Below are 18,175 nucleotides of genomic sequence, written 5' to 3'. Positions count from 1 at the left end.
CTCACCCCGAACGGGGTGAGCGCCCATCAAATTCAGCGCGTCGGCCGGTACGGGCGCAGCTCGCGGCGCGCCAGCGACATCTTGTGCACCTCGTCCGGCCCGTCGGCCAGTCGCAGCATGCGGGCCGAGGCCCACAGCGTGGTCAGGATGAAGTCCTGGCTCACACCGCCGCCGCCGTGCGACTGGATGGCCCGGTCGATGATCTTCTCCACGGCCGCGGGCGTCGCGATCTTGATGGACTGGATCTCGGTGTGCGCGCCCTTGTTGCCGACGGTGTCCATCAGCCACGCGGTCTTGAGCACCAGCAGCCGGGCCTGCTCGATGGCCACCCGCGCCTCGGCGATCCACTCCTGCACCACGCCCTGGTCGGCGATGGGCTTGCCGAACGCCACCCGGCTCACGGTCCGCCGGCACATGGCCTCGACCGCACGCTCCGCCATGCCGATCAGGCGCATGCAGTGGTGGATGCGGCCGGGGCCCAGCCGGGCCTGCGCGATGGCGAAGCCCTCGCCCTCGCCGGCGATCACGTTGCTGACCGGGACGCGGACGTCGGTGAACTCGATCTCCGCGTGGCCGCCGTGGGCGCCGTCGGTGAAGCCGAAGACGTGCATGCCGCGCTTGACGTTCACGCCGGGCGTGTCACGCGGCACCAGCACCTGGCTCTGCCGGCGGTGCCGATCGGGGTTGTCCGGATCGGTCTGCCCCATCACGATGAAGATCTTGGCCCGCGGGCTCATCGCGCCCGACGCGAACCACTTGCGGCCGTTGATCACGTACTCGTCGCCGTCACGCTGGATGCGGGTGGCGATGTTGGCGGCGTCCGAGGAGGCCACGTCCGGCTCGGTCATGCAGAACGCGGAGCGGATCTCGCCCGCCAGCAGCGGCCGCAGCCACTGCTCCTGCTGCTGGGCGGTGCCGAAACCGGCCAGCACCTCCATGTTGCCGGTGTCCGGGGCGGCGCAGTTGGTCGCCTCCGGGGCCAGCGCCGGGCTGCGGCCGGTGATCTCGGCCAGCGGCGCGTACTGAAGGTTGGTCAGGCCGGCGCCGTGCTCCTTGTCCGGCAGGAACAGGTTCCACAGACCCCGCTTGCGGGCCTCGGCCTTGAGCTCCTCGATGACCGGCGGCGCGTCCCACGAGGTCGGGTTGTCCAGCACCCACTGCTTGTGCACGGCCTCGGCCGGGTACACATGGGACTCCATGAAGTCGGTCAGCTGACCGATCAGCTCCTGGGTCCGCTGGTCGTACTCGAACTCCATCAGAACCTCTCAAGGGGACGGTCGTCTTCAGGCGTCAGGGGAATTGAGCTGCCCTGCGGAGTAGACAGGGGCGGTTTGTACACTATGGCCGTGTCTCTAACGGTGACCGTCCGCACGCGCAGCGTGCACGACTTGGCGGACCACGTGGCGTGGTGCGAAGTCAGGGTCGGTGGTGTGTGAGGCGGTCGTTCAAGTTCCTGCTGCGCCCCACCGGCAAGCAGTCCACCGCGTTGACGGAGATGCTGCGGGATCACTGTTCCCTGTACAACGGGGCGTTGCAGGAACGCCGCGACGCCCACCGGCACCTTTCGAAAACCACCGTCCGCTATCGGGACCAGTCCGCCCAGCTCAAGGACATCCGGGCGTTCGATCCCGAGCGCCACGGCCGGTGGTCGTTCTCCTCCCAGCAGGCCACCCTGCGGCGTCTGGACAAGGCGTTCGCCGCGTTCTTCCGGCGTGTCAAGGCCGGAGACAGGCCCGGCTACCCGAGGTTTCGCGGTGCGTGCTGGTTCGACACGGTGGAGTTCCCCAAGGATGGTGACGGCTGCCGTTGGGACTCCACCCCGAAGGACACGGTGAGGCGGGTCCGTCTGCAGGGCGTGGGACATGTCCGGGTCCACCAGCATCGTCCGGTCACCGGCATTGTCAAGACGATCAGCGTGAAGCGTGAGGGCGGCCGCTGGTTTGTGATCTTGTCCTGTGACGGGGTGCCGGCTGTGCCGCTGCCGGTCACCGGCCGTCAGGTTGGCATCGACATGGGCATCGCGCACTTCCTGACCACCAGCGACGGGACGCACGTGGCGAACCCTCGGCACGGGCGTGACGCCGCCGCCGCGCTGAAGCAGGCGCAGCAGATGCTGTCCCGTTGTCGGCATGGCTCGAATCGGCGGCGCGAGGCTCGCCGCAGGGTTGCCGCGCTGCACGCAGCGGTCCGCCGTCGGCGCCTGGACCACGCGCACAAGGCCGCTCTTGCCCTCGTGCGTGACGCGGATGTCATCGCGTACGAGGCGCTGCGGATCGCGAACATGGTTCGCGCGCCCAAACCCCGGCCCGACCCCGAGCAGGCGGACGTTTTCCTGCCCAACGGGGCGGCGGCCAAGGCTGGACTGAACCGCGGTATCCACGACGCGGGTTGGGGGGTGTTCCTGGGTATCCTCGAAGGCAAGGCTGAAAGCGCCGGTCGACGACTGGTCCCGGTCGACGCCCGCGACACATCGCGTACGTGCCCGGACTGCGGGCACGTGGCCAAGGACAACCGGCTCGCCCAAGCTGAATTCGTTTGTGTGGCATGTGGGCACACCGCCAACGCCGATGTGGTCGGCGCGCTCAATGTCGCGCACAGGGCCGGGCTGGTCCTGCGCGAAGCCCCAGTGGCTTAGCGAGAAGCCGCCGACTTCACTCGGCGGAGGAGTCACCAGTCCTCCTTGACTGCGGGGACCGCGGCGGCGCCGTGTTCGACGAGCGGGCCGACGAGGGCGCCGATCCGCTCGAATCCGGCGCCGACCGTGCCGCCCTGCACGAACCGGTAGTGGATGCCCTCCAAGATCACCGCGAGCTTGAAGTAGGCGAAGGCGACGTACCAGCCGAGGCCGGCGACGTCGATGCCGGTGCGACGCGCGTAGCGTTCGATGAGCGCGTCGACGGTGGGGAAGCCGGGGGTGGCGCTGACGCCGTTGGTGATCGGGTCGTCCTCCTGGCCCACGCCCTGCCAGTAGACGACGAACAGGCCGAGGTCGGACAGCGGGTCGCCGAGGGTGGACATCTCCCAGTCCAGCACGGCGCTGATGGCCAGCGGCTCGGTCGTGACGAGCGCGTTGTCCAGCCGGTAGTCGCCGTGCACGATCGTGGTCCGCTGCGCGGCCGGCACGGTCGCGGCCAGCCGGGCGTGCAGCTCATCGATGCCGGGCAGGTCCCGGCTGCGGGAGGCGTCCAGCTGCTTGCGCCAGCGGGCGACCTGCCGGGTCATGAAGCCCTCGGGACGACCGAAGTCGCCCAGCCCAACCTGCTGCGGGTCGACCTCATGCAGCTCGGCCAGCACGTCGATCAGCTCGTCGGCGATCAGCGCGGCCTGCCGCTCGGACAGGCCCGCGGTGTCGGCGCGGGACCGCATCGGCGTGCCCTCGACCCGTTCCATCAGGTAGAACGGCGCGCCGATGACCGAGGCGTCGTCGCAGAACAGCTCGGTCTTCGGCACCGGGACCTTGGTCGGGGCCAGCGCGGAGATCACGCGGAACTCGCGGCCCATGTCGTGCGCGGTGGCGAGCACGTGGCCCAGCGGCGGCCGGCGCAGCACCCAGCTGTGCGTGCCGTCGCCGACGCGGTAGGTCAGGTTGGACCGCCCGCCCGGGATCAGCTCCGCGGTCAGCGGGCCGGCCAGCACACCCACGGCGTCCACGTGCTTGGCCAGGGCCTCGACGTCCAACCCGGGCAGCGCGTTCACAGGTCCTCCCCCAGCAGTTCGGCCAGCTCCGCGCGGGTGCTGGCGGGATCGAGGTGTCGAATGCCGTGCATGCCGATCTTCTGCGCGGCCCGCACGTTGGCCGTGAAGTCGTCGACGAAGGCCACCCGCTGCGCGGGCAGGTCGAGGCGCTCCAGCAGCAGCCGGTAGATGGGCTCGTCGGGCTTGCGCAGGCCGACCTCGCCGCTGATGACGACCACGTCGCACAGCTCGGCCAGCATCTCGTGCGGGTAGTCGTTGCCCCAGCTGTTGGACAGCAGCCCGATGCGCAGGCCGTGTTTGCGCAGGTCGCGCACCAACTGCGTCATCTCGTCGCTGGGCTTCATGCCCGCGAACAGCCGGCCAAGCACGCCCTCGGCCGCGACGGGCGAGCCGGTGGTGCTGACGAGGCGGGCGGCGAACCGGCGCTCGAACTCCGCCACCTCCAGCTCGCCGGTCTCCAGCCGGTGGATGGGGTTGCCGGGCTCGGCGTCGCGGCCCAGCCAGTCCCGCATCAGGGTGGCGAAGCCGTCCGGGTCGATGCCGTCGGCCCGCAGCCAACTGCCGGTCGCGGCGCTCAAGGGCGTGGTGAGCACGCCGCCGTAGTCGAACACGACGGCGTCCACCTGGTCACGTGTCGGCACGCCGCGATAGTACCGACCGGTTGGTATGTCGACAACGGGGAGGCTGCCCGGGCATCAACGGTTCCCTATCTGATCAGGGTCCGGCGTCACGCGGGCGTGGGCGGGCGACCATGGCGGGATGGAGGAGAACGCGATGGTCCGCCGGATCCGGCAGTCGATCATCGGCGATGGCCGGCCGCTGGCCGGCCCGTACGGGACGCGCCGGCTGGTCTACGCGGACCACACGGCGTCGGGCCGGGCCGTGGGCTTCGTCGAGACCTTCATCCGCGACCAGGTGCTGCCCTGGTACGCCAACACCCACAACGACTCCTCGGCGACGGCGGCGCAGACCAACGCGCTGCGGGAGGACGCCCGGCGCGTGATCCGGGACGCCGTCGGCGGCGACGAGGACACCGTGGTCATCTTCAGCGGATCGGGGGCCACCGGCGCCATCAGCAAACTGATCGACATCCTCGGGCTGCGTGTGCCGGCCGTGTTGCAGGACCGGCACCGGCTGACCGACGCGATCCCCGTACGAGACCGTCCGGTGGTGTTCATCGGACCGTTCGAGCACCACTCGAACGAGTTGCTGTGGCGGGAATCCATCTGCGAGGTCGTGACCATTCCGGAGGACGCGAGCGGGCAGCCCTCGCACTCGGCCCTGCGTGAGGAGTTGGCTCGCCACGCCGACCGGTCGGTGAAGATCGGGGCGTTCTCCGCGGCGTCCAACGTGACCGGCATCGTCGCCGACACCCACCGGATCTCCGACCTGCTGCATCAGCACGGAGCGCTCGCGTTATGGGACTTCGCGGCTGCCGCGCCCCACGGCGCCGTGCGCATGCACGACGAATGCGACGACCACCCCCTGTCCTACAAGGACGCGGTGTTCATCTCCCCGCACAAGTTCCTCGGCGGTCCCGGCACGCCCGGTGTGCTGGTGGTGCGCCGGGAACTGCTGGGCAACCGGGTGCCGAGCGTTCCCGGTGGTGGGACCGTCGACTACGTCAGCCCGACCGAGCAGCACTACATCGCTGACGCCGCGCACCGCGAGGAGGGCGGCACGCCCGCGATCGTGGAGTCGATTCGCGCCGGCCTGGCGTTCGGCCTGCAACAAGCGGTCGGCGCAGCGGTGATCCATGAGCGGGAGCAGGCCTTCCTGCGGCGGGCGCTCGATTCGTGGTCGACCGATCCGAACCTGGAGATCCTTGGCAACCTCGACGCCGACCGGCTGGCGATCGTGTCGCTGATGATGACTGGGCCAGGTGGGAAGCGGCTGCACCACAACTACGTGGTGACGCTGCTCAGCGACCTGTTCGGCATCCAGGTCCGCGGCGGCTGCTCCTGCGCCGGTCCGTACGGGCATCGCCTGCTCGGCATCGATCCGGACCTCTCCCGGCGGTTCGAGCGCGAGATCCTCGCCGGCCGGGAGGGCATCAAACCCGGTTGGGTGCGGGTGAGCTTCAACTACGCGATGTCCGACACCGTCGTCGACTACGTGATCGAAGCCGTGCACCAGGTGGCCACCTGGGGGTGGAAGCTGCTCGGCGACTACCGGTTCGACCCGTTGACCGGTTTGTGGCGCCACCATCGCGCGACCGGACCGCGGGTGCGGCTGGCCGACATGCGCTACGACGTCAACCGCCCGCGGCGGGCCGACCAGGTGGGAGAGGACGCCCTGGCCGGCCATCTCGGCGATGCCGCCCGCGTTTTCGCCGGCGCGGACCGACCCGACGACCGGAGGCCGGCCCGCGTGTCCGGCGACTTCGACGACCTGCGGTGGTTCGACCTGCCCGAGGTCTGTCTGTCGACAGCGTGACGCGCGGATCTAGAGTCCGGGCATGCCGGTCATCGACGCCTGGATGCAGCATCCGACGCTCCGTCACATCAACCATGACATGCTGGAGTCGCTACGCCGGTGGACCGGGCTGGAGTTGGTCGAACAGCCGCCGCCGGTGTCGACGACCGTCGCCGCGCTGGCCGACGCCGATGTCGAGATCGGGCTGACCTGCGCCTGGTACGGCCCGCAGGAGGCATTGATCACCAACGACGAGGTCGCCGAGTTCGTGGCCCGGTCCGGCGGACGGCTGCGCGGCGTGGCCGGCGTCGACATCACCCGGCCGATGCCGGCCGTGCGGGAGCTGCGCCGGGCCGTCAACGACCTCGGCTTCGTCGGGCTGCGGCTGGTGCCATGGCTGTGGCAGCTGCCGCCGACCGACCGGCTGTACTACCCGCTCTACGCGGCCTGCGTCGAGCTGGGCATTCCGTTCTGCACCCAGGTCGGCCACACCGGCCCGCTGCGGCCGTCCGAGACCGGCCGGCCGATCCCGTACATCGATCAGGTCGCGATCGACTTCCCTGAGCTGACCATCGTGTGCGGGCACATCGGCTATCCGTGGACCACGGAGATGATCGCGGTGGCCGACAAGCACCCCAACGTCCACATCGACACCAGCGCCTACACCGCCCGCCGCTACCCGGCCGAGCTGGTCGACTACCTGCGCGGCCGGGGCCGGCGCAAGGTCCTGTTCGGCTCCAACTACCCGATGATCACGCCGGCGCGGGCGTTGGAGCACCTGGCCGAGCTGGGATTGGACGACGAGGCGCGCGAGCTGTTCCTGGCCGGCAACGCGCGCCGCGTCTTCCGCCTCTAGCGCCCCACGTACTCGGCGAGGTGTTGGCCGGTCAACGTCGACTTGTCCTTGACCAGGTCGGCCGGCGTGCCCTCGAAGACGATCTGCCCGCCGTCGTGGCCGGCGCCCGGGCCGAGGTCGATGATCCAGTCGCCGTGGGCCATCACGGCCTGGTGGTGCTCGACGACGATCACCGACTTGCCGCTGTCCACCAGGCGATCGAGCAGGCCCAGCAGCTGCTCGACGTCGGCCAGGTGCAGGCCGGTGGTCGGCTCGTCCAGGACGTAGACGCCACCCTTCTCCCCCATGTGGCTGGCCAGCTTGAGCCGCTGCTGCTCGCCGCCGGACAGGGTGGTCAGCGGCTGGCCGAGGCTGAGGTAGCCCAGACCGACGTCGGCCAGCCGGTCGAGGATGGCGTGCGCGGCCGGGATGTGGGCCTCGCCCGCGCCGAAGAACTCGACGGCCTCGGTCACCGACATGGCCAGCACCTCGCTGATGTCCCGGCCGCCGAGCTTGTACTCCAGCACCGAGGCCAGGAACCGCTTGCCCTCGCACACCTCGCACATGGTGGAGACGGTGGCCATCACGCCGAGGTCGGTGTAGGTCACGCCGACGCCGTTGCAGTTCGGGCAGGCGCCCTCGGAGTTGGCGCTGAACAGGGCCGGCTTGACGTCGTTGACCTTGGCGAACGCCTTGCGGATCGGCTCCAGCAGGCCGGTGTAGGTGGCGGGGTTGCTGCGGCGGGAGCCGCGGATCGGGGTCTGGTCCACCGACACCACACCCAGGTCGGTCGGGATGGAGCCGTGCACGAGGGAGCTCTTGCCGGAGCCGGCCACGCCGGTGATGACCGTGAGCACGCCGAGCGGGATGTCGACGTCGACCTTGCGCAGGTTGTGCGCGGTCGCGCCGCGGATCTCCAGCGCGCCGGAGGGCTCCCGCACGGACTTCTTGACCGAAGACCGGTCGTCGAAGTGCCGGCCGGTGACGGTGCCGCTCTTGCGCAGGCCGGCGACCGTGCCCTCGAAGCACACCTCGCCGCCGGCCGAGCCGGCGCCCGGGCCGAGGTCGATCACGTGGTCGGCGATGGCGATGGTGTTGGGCTTGTGCTCCACGACAAGGACGGTGTTGCCCTTGTCGCGCAGGCGGAGCAGCAGCTCGTTCATGCGCTGGATGTCGTGCGGGTGCAGGCCGATCGTCGGCTCGTCGAAGACGTAGGTGACGTCGGTGAGCGAGGAGCCGAGGTGCCGGATCATCTTCACCCGCTGGGCCTCGCCGCCGGACAGCGTGGCCGCCGGCCGGTCCAGCGACAGGTAGCCGAGGCCGATCTCCACGAACGAGTCGAGGGTGTGGACCAGCTTGTCCAGCAGCGGCGCGACCGACGGCTCCTTCAGGCCGCGCACCCACTCGGCCAGGTCGCTGATCTGCATTGCGCAGGCGTCGGCGATGCTGATCTTCTTGATCTTGGACGAGCGCGCGCCCTCGCTCAGGCGGGTGCCGCCGCACTCGGGGCAGACGGTGAAGGTGACGGCACGGTCCACGAACGCCCGGATGTGCGGCTGCATGCCCTCCTTGTCCTTGGACAGGTAGGACTTCTGGATGCGCGGGATCAGACCCTCGTAGGTCATGTTGATGCCCTCGATCTTCATCCGCACCGGTTCCTTGTGTAGGAAGTCGTTGAGCTCCCGCTTGGTGTACTTGCGGATGGGCTTGTCGGCGTCGACGAAGCCGGACGAGGCGTACAGGCGGTAGTTCCAGCCGCCGGGCGTGTAGCCGGGGACGGTCAGCGCGCCCTCGGCCAGGGACTTGCTGTCGTCGTAGAGCTGGGTGAGGTCGATGTCGGTGACGTTGCCGCGGCCCTCGCAGCGCGGGCACATGCCGCCCGTGATGCTGAAGGTGCGCTTCTCCTTGACCTGCCGGCCGCCCTTCTCCATGGTGACCGCGCCCGCGCCGCTGACCGAGGCCACGTTGAAGGAGAAGGCCTGCGGGGAGCCGATGTGCGGCTTGCCCAGGCGGCTGAACAGGATGCGCAGCATCGCGTTGGCGTCGGTGGCCGTGCCGACCGTGGATCGCGGGTCCGCGCCGAGCCGCTGCTGGTCCACGGTGATCACGGTGGTCAGCCCGTCCAGCACGTCCACGTCCGGGCGGGCCTGGTTGGGCATGAAGCCCTGGACGAACGCGCTGTAGGTCTCGTTGATCATCCGCTGCGACTCGGCGGCGATGGTGGCGAACACCAGCGAGCTCTTGCCCGAGCCGGACACGCCGGTGAACACGGTCAGCCGCCGCTTGGGGATCTCGACGCTGACATCGCGCAGGTTGTTCTCGCGCGCGCCCAGCACCCGGATCAGGTCGTGGCTGTCGGCGACGTGTCCTGGTGTCTTCGGGGTGCTGGCCTTGCTCATCGTGGCTCCATCGATCCGGCGGACGCGGGCAACTGCCCACTGTCTACCTGACGGATGACGGCCGCCGTGTGTGACGCGCCCCCTTATGCAGGGAAGGACGCCTTACCCGCGTTCAACGAGGGTAAGGCGTCCTTCCCTGCATAAGGGGGCTTTTCAGCCGCGGACGACCAGGACGGGGCAGAGGGCGTGGTGCAGGGCGTCCCGGGTGACACCGCCGAGGCGGCCGGGGCCGCCGGAGCCGACGACGATCAGGTCGGTGTGGGTGCGGGTGGCCACCAGCTCGTAGGGCTGGGCGCGCACGGCCTCGTAGTTGGCCGACAGCTGGCGGTTGACCGTGGCCAGGAAGTCCTTGGCGTGGTCGAGGACCCGACCGTGCACGTCGCCGGAGGGGCTGGCGGTGCGGCCGGACGGGGTCGGCCAGGCGTGGGCGACGTGCAGCTTGGCGTGGAAGGTCGCGGCCAGCTCGGCGGCGCGGCGCAGCACGGGGCGGTCCTCGGCGTCGCCGCTGACCAGCGCGGTGATGACCGAGTGCATGCCGTGCACGGCGGCGTCCAGGCCGCGCACCACGACGGTGTCGCAGTGCGCGGCGGCGACCACGGGAAGCACCCAGCGGCCCAGCCCGATGGTCACGTGCTGCCGGCCGCGGCAGCCCAGCACGACGAGCTCCGCGTGCTCGCTGGCGGGCACCAGCGTGCGCAGCGGATCTTCGGAGTTCTCCACGATGCTGACCGGCAGCGGCTGCATGGTGGCCAATTGGTCTTCTGCCGAAGGTTCACCCGGAAGGGTGGCATCGGCGTACACGGTGAGGGATTCTCCGCGCAGCCAGGCGTATCTGGCCGCCCAGCCGAGGGCCGCGGAGCCCCACGGCGAGCCGTCGGCGCCGACCACGACGCTGGGCCCGAACTCCTCCGGGGACAGGTGATGGGGACGCGTCGTCGTCGCGCTGGGCATTACTCTCGCCATGCGAACCCTCCTGGCGGCACAGGGAATCTCGCACGTACCGGGATACCTGACACACTCTGCACCCCGACCGCGTTGATCGCCAGGGGCCGAGTTGGATTGGTTCAGTTACGCACCACCAGCACGGGCGATCGGGAATGGTACAGGGCCGCTTTGGTCATGGGATCAAGGCGGTTCCGATCAGTGAGACGGGTGTCGCCGATCACCAGCAGGTCGGTGTCGGGGCAGGCGACGGCGGCCTCCGGCGGCTGGCAGGCGTACGAGCGGAGGTCGGGGCTGACCTTCGGGGCCAGCTTGGCCAGCTGGGCCGCGGCCCGCTCCAGCACGGTGGCCGAGCCGAGCTGCTCGGGCAGCCAGCGCGGGCCGGCGGGCGGCGTCACGTGCACGACGCGGACCTTGGCCTGCAGCGACGTCGCCAGCCTGGCGACCTTGGCCAGCACGGCGATGTCCTCGCTGCCGCCACGGACCATGGCGGTGATCCAGCGGGTGCGGCCGTGCAGCGAGGCCGGCATCCCCCGCACCACAACGGTGTCGCAGCGGGCGCGGGTGACGATCGGGACGACGCTGCGGCCGACGCCCAGCGTGCCGTGGTGGTAGCCGCGGCAGCCGAGCACGACCAGGTCGGCGTCGGCGCTGGCGCCCACGAGCGTGCCGACGGGATCGGGGCCGGCGCGCAGGATGCGCACCGGCAGCATCGGCATCGCCCGCAGCGTGGCGCCGATGCCGGCGTCGGTGGGGATGTCGTCGGGGATGTCGACGTAGCGACGGTCGGCCTGGTGGACCTCGAGTTCGGCGCCGACCACGCAGGCGTGTCGGGCGGCCCAGCCCAGTGCGGCGTCCCCCCAGTAGGAGCCGTCGGTGCCGACCGCTATTCGTTTGGTCACGACGGGCGTGGCCACCGCGGTGACGAGCTTGGTTCTGGTGACGACCGGTGCGTTGAGCGTTGCGGCGGCGTGCGCTTGCGCCATGACCATCCTCCTGGCGCCGATGACGGCGATCTCTCCCGGGATGTCTCTACCTTGGCCTGTTCTCATGACCAATTCCAGTGGCCAGACGTTACGAAGCATTTAACTCTGGCGCTCGTGTACGCCCGTATGTCCGCAGTGGACGGACCGGGGCGAACGGTCCGAACACGGGTTTTGCCCTCCGGCGCGGGTGACCTCGGGGTCCTCGGTGTCGTCGTCGTGACGTCGGACTCAGCCGCCTCCGTCACCCGTACGGCCCCGGCAGTGCGCTTGTAGTGAAGAGGAAGTACTCGTCCCACCAGCGGATCCCCCTCTGCCTAGGACGCCAGTGGCGCGAAGCCTAACCGGGGCGGACTAGGTGTTCCGGTAGAGCGGGCGTCCTCTTGGGACTCCACGTTGTCCAAGGCCGGGGCGGCGGCGGCAGGTCTGGCGGCACGCGAGTGCCCCGGGCGGCGAAACCGCCCGGGGCACCGGGTGCCAGAATTAACCTTCAGCGCTTGACAACGCTGTCAGAAACCATTTGCTTCCCGCGGGAAAACAAAAAGTGACCGGCGGCACGTAAACGATTCAGGTAACGCATTATGCGCGGTGCAGTTTGCAGTGGATCACCTGTCGCCCAACCGTCGTGCCGAGTGGACGGTCCGTGCGGTGAGCACGAATGCGTCGGGCCGCCACAGCAGGCTCTCGCGGTCGTCGTCGTGCACCAGCCGGTCGATCACCGCGTGGTCGGCTGCATCGATCCGGTCGCCCAGCATCTCCCGTTGCCGCACAAGCAGGTCCCGCAGCAGCAGCCGCGGCTCGGTGTCCAGCGGGGCCGGCAGGTCGACCAGGAAGGTGCGGCTGGCGCTGGGCATCAGGCCGGCCTTGGCCAGCATCGCCGGCCAGTCCTCCACCGTCCGCGTCGAGCCCGGCAGGCCGTCCCGCATGTCGCTGAACCACTCGTCGTTGGCCGCGTCGAGCCGGGACTGCAGGCCCGGTCGGCCGATGCCGATGTCCCGCGGCAGGAACCGCATCGTCAGCCCGCCCTCGACGACCGCGAGCACGCCGCCCGGTCGCAGCAGCCCGGCCAGCCGGTTGAGCGCCTCCTGCTGATCGCCGATGTGGTGCATCACGCCGCTGGTCCACACGACGTCGGCCGGACCCAGCTCGCCGAACGCGTCCGGCAGATCGGCCCGCAGTGTCGTGATCTCCACGCCCAGCCGCGCCGCCCGCTTCTGGGCCAGGGCCAACAACTCCGGCGCACGGTCGGCCGCCACCACCTCGGCGTCGCCGAAGGCGTCGGCCAGCGCGCAGGCCGCGACGCCGGGGCCGCTGCCCACGTCGAGCACCCGCGCCGGCTCGTCGGCCTGCACCCGCAGCCAGTCCATGGCCTGGTCCAGGAAGTCCCGGTGCACCTCGGCGTTGCGCTCCAGCATCTCGCCCAGCGACGCCCAGTCGTAGTCGTCGCCGGAATGCCCATGTCCGTGCCCGTGGCCGTGTCCCTGGCTCATCGCGTGTCCCCTCCTCGGTGTCTCTGTCGTACACCGTGGGCCAAGCGTGAGTGAGATGGCAATCTACCTTGCCGTTTCGGCAACGACCCGGATCGGCACGTCGGCGCCGGCGAAGGTGAGCAGCCGCTGCGCCTCCTCCTCGATCTCGTCCGGCAGGGACCGGAACGGCGTGACCGTCAGGGCGTCGGGGCCGAGTTTCCAGCTGGCGGCGACGAAGCCGTCGAGCAGGACGGTGCCGCGGATCAGGCCGTTGTTGGTGAAGGTGCGCCGGCGGTCCTCCTCGGAGATCACGCGGGTGCGGTCGGCGTGGGCCAACAGGCAGTTGTCGAACTCGGGCAGGAAACGGATCGGCGCCGGCGTGTCCGGGTGAGGGCGGCGCGCGTCGGGGAGGTCGAACAGCGCCACGCCGTTCTCGTCGGTGAAGGTCTTCAGCTCCAGTCGCTCGAAGACCTCGCGCAGGCGGGTGAGGCCGGACCAGGCCTGGGCGTCCTGGATGCTGGCCGGGCCGAAGGCGGCGAGGTAGCGAAGCACGAGATCGTCCGGGCTCATCGGGGCCAACGGCCGGCCCAGCCAGGCCTCGGCGGTGGTGCCGGTGGGCTGCCCGCCGACGCCCCACAGGCCGCGGGGCGGCAGCTGCACCAGGGCGAGTTTGGCGCGGACGATCTCCACCAGCGCGGCGACGTCCCGCCCCGGCCACCGCTCGGCCAGCGCCCGACCGAGATCGGCGTTGGTCAGCGGCTCCGCCTCGATGAGCTCCCGCGCGGTCTTGGCCACCTCGTCCAGATCGAGGCCCTCGGTCGCCCGGCCGTACACGCTGCGGGGGAATCCCGCGTCCAGCGCGGGTTGCAACACCGGTCGCAGCGCGAGGCAGTCGTCGGCAGTGGCCAGGTGCAGGGTTCCGCGCATCAACGCCAGGCGGGCCACGCGCCGGTCGGTGAGCAGGCGGCTGAGCTGCTCGCGCCGGAAGCCGTCGAGTCGGGTCCACAGCGCGAAGTACGGCGGGTTCGTGGCCTGCGCCTGGAGCGCGACCACCCGCTCGATCGCCTTGGCCGGGGTCAGCTTCCAGCGCCGCAGCAGCAGCTGGCGGTGCAGCAGCGCCCGGTTGAGGGCTCGGCGGGTCAGCACGGTCATGGCGACAGCGTAGGCAGTGTTGCGGACAGAGTCTGTCCGCAATGGGTGGCAGACTGGGCCTCGTGTTGGAGACCTCCGCCCGGCTGCTGCGCCTGCTGTCGCTGCTCCAGGCCCGTCAGGACTGGTCGGGCGCCGAGCTGGCGACCCGTCTCGAGGTGGACGTGCGAACCGTGCGCCGCGACGTCGACCGGCTGCGCAACCTGGGCTATCCGGTGGACGCCTCCCCCGGCGTCGCCGGCGGCTACCGGCTCGGGGTCGGCGCGTCGCTGCCGCCGCTGCTGCTGGACGACGAGGAGGCCGTGGCCGTCGCGATCAGCCTGCGGACCGCGGCCGCCGGCAGCGTCACCGGCATCGAGGAGACGTCCATCCGGGCGCTGACCAAGCTGGAGCACATGCTGCCGTCGCGGCTGCGGCACCGGGTGTCGGCGCTGCAGTCGGTGGTGGTGCAGACCTCCTCGTACGGGCCGAGCGTGGACGCCGAGGTGCTGGCGCTGGTGGCCGGCGCGTGCCGGGAGCACATGCGGCTGCGGTTCGACTACCGCTCCCACGACGGCACGGCCAGCCGGCGCCAGGTGGAGCCGCACAGCCTCGTCAACATCGTGCGGCGCTGGTACGTGCTGGCCTGGGATATGGACCGGGCCGACTGGCGGACGTTCCGGCTGGACCGGGTCGAGCCGAAGACGCCGACCGGGCCCCGGTTCCAGCCCCGCACCCCGCCGGCCGACGCGGGCACCTTCGTGTCCAAGGGCGTGACCGGGCGGGCCTACAAGTTCGAGGGCGCGTTCCTCATCCACGCCCCGATCGACCAGGTCGCGGAGCGGGTCACGCCGACCGCCGGGCGGCTGGAGCCGGTCGACGAGAACAGCTGCGTCCTGCGTGCGGGCGCGGACTCGCTGGCCGGCATGGCGGTGTTCGTCAGCATGTTCGGCTTCGATTTCGAGGTGCTGGAGCCGCCCGAGCTGGTCGACCACCTGCGCGACCACATCGGCCGCCTGCAACGCGCGGTGCGCCGGCACGAGCAGGGTTGATCAGGTCGTCGTCGACCGACAATGAGCCGAATGCGAGCACTCCGTCACCGGTGGTGATCTAGCCTGGCGAAAACGGCTCACTTGGGGGTGGGGACGGCATGTCCGCTGTCAACAGGCGGGAATTCCTGGCCGGCGTGGCCGGCGCGGTCGCGATCACCGGCGTCGAGTTGACGGGGTCGCCCGTGGCTTCGGCCCAGGACCTGGCCCAACCGGATCGGGCCGGCACTCCGCTGGCCATCAGGCAGGGCACCAACGTCGCCGGGCAGCTCTCCCCCGACGGCGCGACCATCGCGATGGACCTGTTGGGCGTGCTGTGGCTGGTGCCGGCCGGTGGCGGCGCGGCCGAGCGGATCACCGACGACCTGATGGACATCGCGCAGCCGGACTGGTCGCCGGACGGACGGCGGCTGATCTTCCAGTCCTACCGTGACGGCAACTTCAACATCTGGGTCGTCGACCGGGACGGCTCCGGGCTCAAGCAGCTCACCGAGGGCCCGTTCGACCACCGGGAGCCGCGGTTCTCCCCGGACGGCCGCACCGTCGTGTTCTCCTCGGACCTGACCGGCAGCTATGGCATCCACCTGCTGGACGTGGCCACGGGCAAGATCACCCAGCTGTCCGACACCCCGGTCGAGGAGTACGAGCCGGCCTGGTCCCCGGACGGCGCCAAGGTCGCCTTCGTGGCCGCCGGCAACCGCATCGACGTCGTCACGGTCGCCGACGGCTCCCGCAGCACGGCGATCACCGTCACGGCGACGCAGCAGCTGCACAGTCCGGCGTTCACGCCCGACGGCAAGGACCTCGTCTACAACCTGGTCACCGCCGCCGCCCCGCCCAACGCCCCGGCCAGCTCCGAGCTGTACCTGTCGGGAAAACCGCTGGTCACTGGCGAGGAGGCCTTCCCGTTCCGGGTTTCCTGGCACGGCAACGACTTCCTGTACAGCTCGGACGGCGCCCTGCGCAGGCGGTCGCTCGCCGGCGGGCCGGCTGCCGTGGTCGCCTTCACCGCGCCCGTCGACGTCCAGCCGGCCAAGTACACCAAGCGCCGTCGGGACTTCGACTCGCCGCGGCCCAAGCCCGTGGTCGGCATCGGGAGCCCGGTGCTGTCGCCGGACGGCACCAAGGTCGCCTTCCGGGCCCTGAACGACATCTACACCATGACGATCGGCCAGTCGCCGCAGCCGCTGACCCGTGATGACTGGTGGAAGTCGGATCCGGCGTGGTCGCCGGACGGTCGCTTCCTGTCGTACTCCACCGACCGGGCCGGCAAGCTCGACATCTGGTTGCGGGATCTGGGCACCGGCCAGGAGCGGCAGCTGACCAACCTGCCCAACGCGGCCGCGGTGTCCGGTTCCTGGTCCCGTGACGGCAAGTTCCTGGCGTTCCTGGACCAAACCGGCGCTCTGTACACGATCGAGGTGGCCACCGGGACCGTGCAGAAGGTGTTCACGGCGACCTTCGAGCCGGGCCGGCCGACCTGGTCGCCCGACGGCACCGTGATCGCGCTGGCGGCGATCGTGCCGTACTCCACGCGCTATCGCGAGGGCCTCAGCAAGATCCTGCTGGTCAACCGCGTCACCGGCGCCGCTCAGTACGTCGATCCGCTGCCGCACCGGTCGCTCCAGACCCGGGGCGACGACGGGCCCGTGTGGTCGCCGGACGGCACGAAGATGGCGTTCGTCATCGGCAGCCTGCTGCACGTGGTCGACGTGCGCCCCGACGGCACCTTCGCCGGCACCCCGAAGCCGATCAACGACGAGGTCACCGACGCCCCGACCTGGCACGGCGACTCCCAGCACCTGCTGTACCTGAACAACGGCCGCCTGCGCCTGATCGGCGTGGCCGGCGGCGCACCGCGGACCGTCCCGGTCGGTCTGAGCTGGACCAACACCGCCCCGCGCGGCCGGCTGGTCATCCGGGCCGGCAAGCTGTGGGACGGCCAGAGCCCGACGTTGCAGTCCACTGTGGACGTCGTGGTCGAGGGACACCGGGTCAAGTCCGTGCGCCCCAGCGGTCCCGGCGTCGACGGGCAGCTGATCGACGCCCGCGACGGCGTGGTCATGCCCGGCATCGTCGACATCCACAACCACCGGGAGATGCAGGGCTACAGCTACGGCGCCCGGCAGGGCCGGCTGTGGCTGTCGCTGGGCATCACCACCACCCGCTCGCCCGGCAGCCCGGCGTACCACATGGTGGAGGAGCGGGAGTCCATCCAGTCCGGCCGCCGCGTCGGGCCCCGCTACTTCGCCACCGGCGAGGCCATCGACGGCTCGCGGATCTTCTACAACTTCATGCGCCCCACCTACAACACCCGCCAGCTCGCCCGTGAGCTCGACCGCGCCGCCGCCCTCGACTACGACCTGCTGAAGTGCTACGTCAGGCTGCGCCCCGAGTGGCAGAAGCAGGTCATCGCCTGGGCCCACGACCGCGGGCTGCTGGCCACCTCGCACTACCACTACCCGGCGCTGGCCTTCGGCGGCGACGGCATGGAGCACATCGGCGCCACCAACCGCTTCGGCTACTCGCGCACCATCACCGCGCTGGGCGCCGGCTACCAGGACGTCATCGACCTGTTCAACAAGACCGGGGCCGGACGCACGCCTACGCTGTTCCTGTCCGGGGCACTGCTGGGCGAGGACCAGAGCCTGGTCACCGACCGCCGGGTCAAGACGCTGTACCCGTCATGGGAGTACGCCTCCCTGCTCGCCTCCGCCCAGGGCGCGGCCACCACCGACCAGTCCGCCAACCTCGCCGACCTGGCCAAGCAGGTCGCGCAGGTCGCCGCCACCGTGCGGGGCGGCGGGCGCATCGTCACCGGCACCGACTCGCCCATCGACCACACGGCCGTCAGCACGCACATGAATCTGCGGGCCATGGTCAAGTACGGGCTCACGCCGTTCGAGGCGCTGGTGACCGCCACCCGCAACGCCGGCGAGCTGCTGGGCGAGCCGCTGGGCCGGATCGCGCCCGGCATGTACGCCGATCTGTCCATTGTGGGCGGTGACCCGCTGGCCGACATCAAGCAGGCCGCCAATGTGCGGTCGGTGGTCAGCAACGGCCGACTGTTCACTGTGGACGATCTGCTCAAGCCGTTCGCCGACGCCACGGCCGGCATCGCCGCCAACCGGGTCGTCGCCCCCGTGCCCGATCATCCGACCAACGCCGGCTTCTGGTGGCACGACGAGCACTACGTCGCCCACAGCGCCCACGCCTGCTGCACCGGCTGAGCACGACGAAGGGGCCCGGATCCGGGCCC

The 18,175-nt window shown here is 70.6% G+C and carries 13 protein-coding genes; 5 read left to right on the top strand and 8 right to left on the bottom strand.

Annotated elements, in window-relative coordinates; all coding sequences use genetic code 11:
• Positions 1 to 32: 32 nt before the first annotated feature.
• Entirely contained in the window at positions 33 to 1,256 is a 1,224-nt protein-coding gene (locus AB0M73_RS43720) for an acyl-CoA dehydrogenase family protein (RefSeq protein WP_363904860.1), read from the bottom strand.
• 176 nt (positions 1,257 to 1,432) lie between these two features.
• Between AB0M73_RS43720 and AB0M73_RS43715 the strand changes: the two genes are divergently transcribed.
• Positions 1,433 to 2,635, top strand: a complete 1,203-nt coding sequence (locus AB0M73_RS43715; RefSeq protein ID WP_363904857.1) for a transposase — start codon at positions 1,433 to 1,435, stop codon at positions 2,633 to 2,635.
• 32 nt (positions 2,636 to 2,667) lie between these two features.
• Here AB0M73_RS43715 and AB0M73_RS43710 read toward each other — a convergent pair whose 3' ends face one another.
• Positions 2,668 to 3,696, bottom strand: a complete 1,029-nt coding sequence (locus tag AB0M73_RS43710) for a phosphotransferase family protein (protein WP_363904854.1) — start codon at positions 3,694 to 3,696, stop codon at positions 2,668 to 2,670.
• Positions 3,693 to 4,337, bottom strand: a complete 645-nt coding sequence (locus AB0M73_RS43705; protein WP_363904851.1) for an HAD family phosphatase — start codon at positions 4,335 to 4,337, stop codon at positions 3,693 to 3,695. The genes AB0M73_RS43710 and AB0M73_RS43705 overlap by 4 nt, the downstream gene beginning before the upstream one ends.
• 118 nt (positions 4,338 to 4,455) lie before the next feature.
• Between AB0M73_RS43705 and AB0M73_RS43700 the strand changes: the two genes are divergently transcribed.
• Together AB0M73_RS43700 and AB0M73_RS43695 are read left to right on the top strand one after the other, a co-directional pair.
• Positions 4,456 to 6,132: an aminotransferase class V-fold PLP-dependent enzyme gene (locus AB0M73_RS43700; protein ID WP_363904849.1), complete on the top strand. Its 1,677-nt coding sequence runs from the start codon at positions 4,456 to 4,458 to the stop codon at positions 6,130 to 6,132.
• 22 nt (positions 6,133 to 6,154) lie between these two features.
• The gene (locus tag AB0M73_RS43695; RefSeq protein ID WP_363904846.1) at positions 6,155 to 6,967 is read left to right on the top strand and encodes an amidohydrolase family protein; all 813 of its coding nucleotides are present in this window, start codon (positions 6,155 to 6,157) and stop codon (positions 6,965 to 6,967) included.
• On the opposite strand, the gene AB0M73_RS43690 is transcribed toward AB0M73_RS43695, so the two are convergent.
• From AB0M73_RS43690 to AB0M73_RS43670, 5 genes are all read right to left on the bottom strand, one after another.
• Entirely contained in the window at positions 6,964 to 9,345 is a 2,382-nt protein-coding gene (locus AB0M73_RS43690) for an excinuclease ABC subunit UvrA (RefSeq protein WP_363904843.1), read from the bottom strand. The genes AB0M73_RS43695 and AB0M73_RS43690 overlap by 4 nt on opposite strands.
• A 153-nt stretch (positions 9,346 to 9,498) precedes the next feature.
• Positions 9,499 to 10,308 (bottom strand): universal stress protein, encoded by an 810-nt coding sequence (locus AB0M73_RS43685; RefSeq protein ID WP_363904840.1) that lies wholly within the window; start codon positions 10,306 to 10,308, stop codon positions 9,499 to 9,501.
• Between the two features lie 101 nt (positions 10,309 to 10,409).
• Positions 10,410 to 11,273 (bottom strand): universal stress protein, encoded by an 864-nt coding sequence (locus AB0M73_RS43680; RefSeq protein WP_363904837.1) that lies wholly within the window; start codon positions 11,271 to 11,273, stop codon positions 10,410 to 10,412.
• A 602-nt stretch (positions 11,274 to 11,875) separates the two neighbouring features.
• Entirely contained in the window at positions 11,876 to 12,760 is an 885-nt protein-coding gene (locus AB0M73_RS43675) for a class I SAM-dependent methyltransferase (protein ID WP_363904834.1), read from the bottom strand.
• Positions 12,761 to 12,823: 63 nt separating this feature from the next.
• Positions 12,824 to 13,891 carry a winged helix DNA-binding domain-containing protein gene (locus tag AB0M73_RS43670; RefSeq protein ID WP_363904831.1) on the bottom strand — a complete coding sequence of 356 codons (1,068 nt, stop codon included), beginning with the start codon at positions 13,889 to 13,891 and terminating at the stop codon, positions 12,824 to 12,826.
• Positions 13,892 to 13,953: 62 nt separating this feature from the next.
• Here AB0M73_RS43670 and AB0M73_RS43665 point away from each other — a divergent pair, with 62 nt between their 5' ends.
• Both AB0M73_RS43665 and AB0M73_RS43660 read left to right on the top strand, forming a co-directional pair.
• Complete coding sequence (locus tag AB0M73_RS43665; protein WP_363904866.1) at positions 13,954 to 14,919, top strand: YafY family protein; 966 nt, start codon at positions 13,954 to 13,956, stop codon at positions 14,917 to 14,919.
• Between the two features lie 98 nt (positions 14,920 to 15,017).
• A complete protein-coding gene (locus AB0M73_RS43660; protein WP_363904828.1) occupies positions 15,018 to 18,146 on the top strand; it encodes an amidohydrolase family protein in 3,129 nt (1,042 codons plus the stop codon).
• Positions 18,147 to 18,175: the final 29 nt, after the last annotated feature.

It is taken from the genome of Kutzneria sp. NPDC051319 (assembly GCF_040682195.1).
In the GTDB taxonomy this organism is placed as follows: Bacteria; Actinomycetota; Actinomycetes; order Mycobacteriales; family Pseudonocardiaceae; genus Kutzneria.
The sequence above is the reverse complement of the archived record's forward strand: the minus strand, read 5'-3'. Positions and strand labels throughout refer to the sequence as shown.